Genomic DNA, 1,514 nt, shown 5'->3' on the forward strand with positions numbered 1-1,514 from the left:
TCAGGGGACCGGGAGCGGACAAGGCCAGGTCGTGACGACTCGAGTGGGTGGGAATCCCACCGGGCAAGGTTTAGCCAACCACCCGTACGCAGCCTTGGAGCATAGCTGGTAACAGCTATGTTTAAGCGTAGGCAGGCGAGACAGCGGGCCGAAAGCCGCAAGGTTGAAGGGATTGAGCTTCGAAATAGTGCGAGATGGGAAGGCCGATTCATTCCGTCCTGAAGAAGGCAACATTTCGGCAGGCGATAGAGGCGAGCAGGCCGGAACTTCCCCGGAGTCAAAGACCTTGGCACGCTGTACACAGTTGGTTCACGGCAACTTGGGAGACCCTGCGGGCTCTTCCGAAGAAGGAGTATGGCAGACAAGCGATACAAAGTGAGGAAGCCAAAAGGCGCGCAGGGAGTCGGATTACTGCATAGTACCGATGAAGCAGGGTAACTCCTGTAGAGGAAAGGCAGTAGCGGAGTCATTACCCTTGGAAGAGGAACACTAACTCACCGGAGGAGAGTAAGTAGTGGAAACGAAACTGACAAGGATAGCGGAGAAAGCAAGAGAAAACCCAAAGCTAAAATTCACAACACTAGTCCATCTAATCAATGAAGAAACGCTCATGGCAGCCCATATGGGCATGCCGGAACGAAAAGCGTCCGGGGTGGACGGAGTAAGTAAGGCAGAATATGAAGAGAGTCTAGAAGCCAATGTGAAAGACCTGGTAGCAAGGATGAAGAGACAGGCCTACAAACCGCAAGCGGTGAGGCGGGTCTACATTCCCAAGCCAGGAAGTAACAAAATGAGGCCACTGGGCATACCGGCATATGAAGACAAGCTGGTGCAGGTGACGATGGCACGCATATTAAACGCCATCTATGAGCAAGACTTTCTAGGCTGTTCATACGGATTCAGGCCAGGGCGGGGATGCCATGATGCGCTAAAAGCACTAAATGCCATCATCGAAAATCGACCAATAAACTACATAGTTGATGCGGACATTAAAGGTTTCTTCGATAACGTAGACCACAAATGGATGATGGAATGCCTAAAACTGCGCATACGACAGACCCAAACATCGCTAAGACTCATCGCACGCTTCCTCAAAGCTGGAATACGTAGAGGCAGGAGTAAGCTACGGTACACCAGAAGGGACACCGCAAGGGGGAGTAGTGTCACCGATACTGGCAAATGTCTACCTGCACTACGTACTGGACGTGTGGTTCTACAGCACAGTGCGGAAGCACTGCAAAGGAGAAGCCCACATGGTCAGATATGCAGATGACTTTGTATGCTGTTTTCAGTATGAAGAAGATGCCCGATGGTTCTACAATGCACTGCAGAGTAGGCTGAAGAAGTTCAACCTGGAGATAGCTGAAGAGAAGAGCCAAATAATAACCTTTGGACGACAGGCAGAGGCCAGGAGTCGAGCAGGGGGAAAGAAGCCCAAGACATTTGACTTCCTAGGGTTCACCCACTACTGCAGCCGGAGCAAAAGAGGCAAGTTCAGAGTGAAGGCGGAAAGA

Annotated in this window: 1 protein-coding gene and 1 pseudogene; both read left to right on the plus strand. The window is 51.3% G+C overall.

Annotation, left to right across the window (positions count from 1 at the left end; genetic code table 11):
• The first annotated feature begins 172 nt into the window (after positions 1-172).
• Positions 173-379 carry a hypothetical protein gene (locus SSCH_RS07055; protein ID WP_198142174.1) on the plus strand — a complete coding sequence of 69 codons (207 nt, stop codon included), beginning with the start codon at positions 173-175 and terminating at the stop codon, positions 377-379.
• A 411-nt stretch (positions 380-790) separates the two neighbouring features.
• Positions 791-1,514 (plus strand): annotated as a pseudogene (locus SSCH_RS21395) (reverse transcriptase domain-containing protein); the annotation flags it as partial.

The organism is Syntrophaceticus schinkii (genome assembly GCF_000946815.1).
GTDB lineage: Bacteria > Bacillota > DSM-12270 > Thermacetogeniales > Thermacetogeniaceae > Syntrophaceticus > Syntrophaceticus schinkii.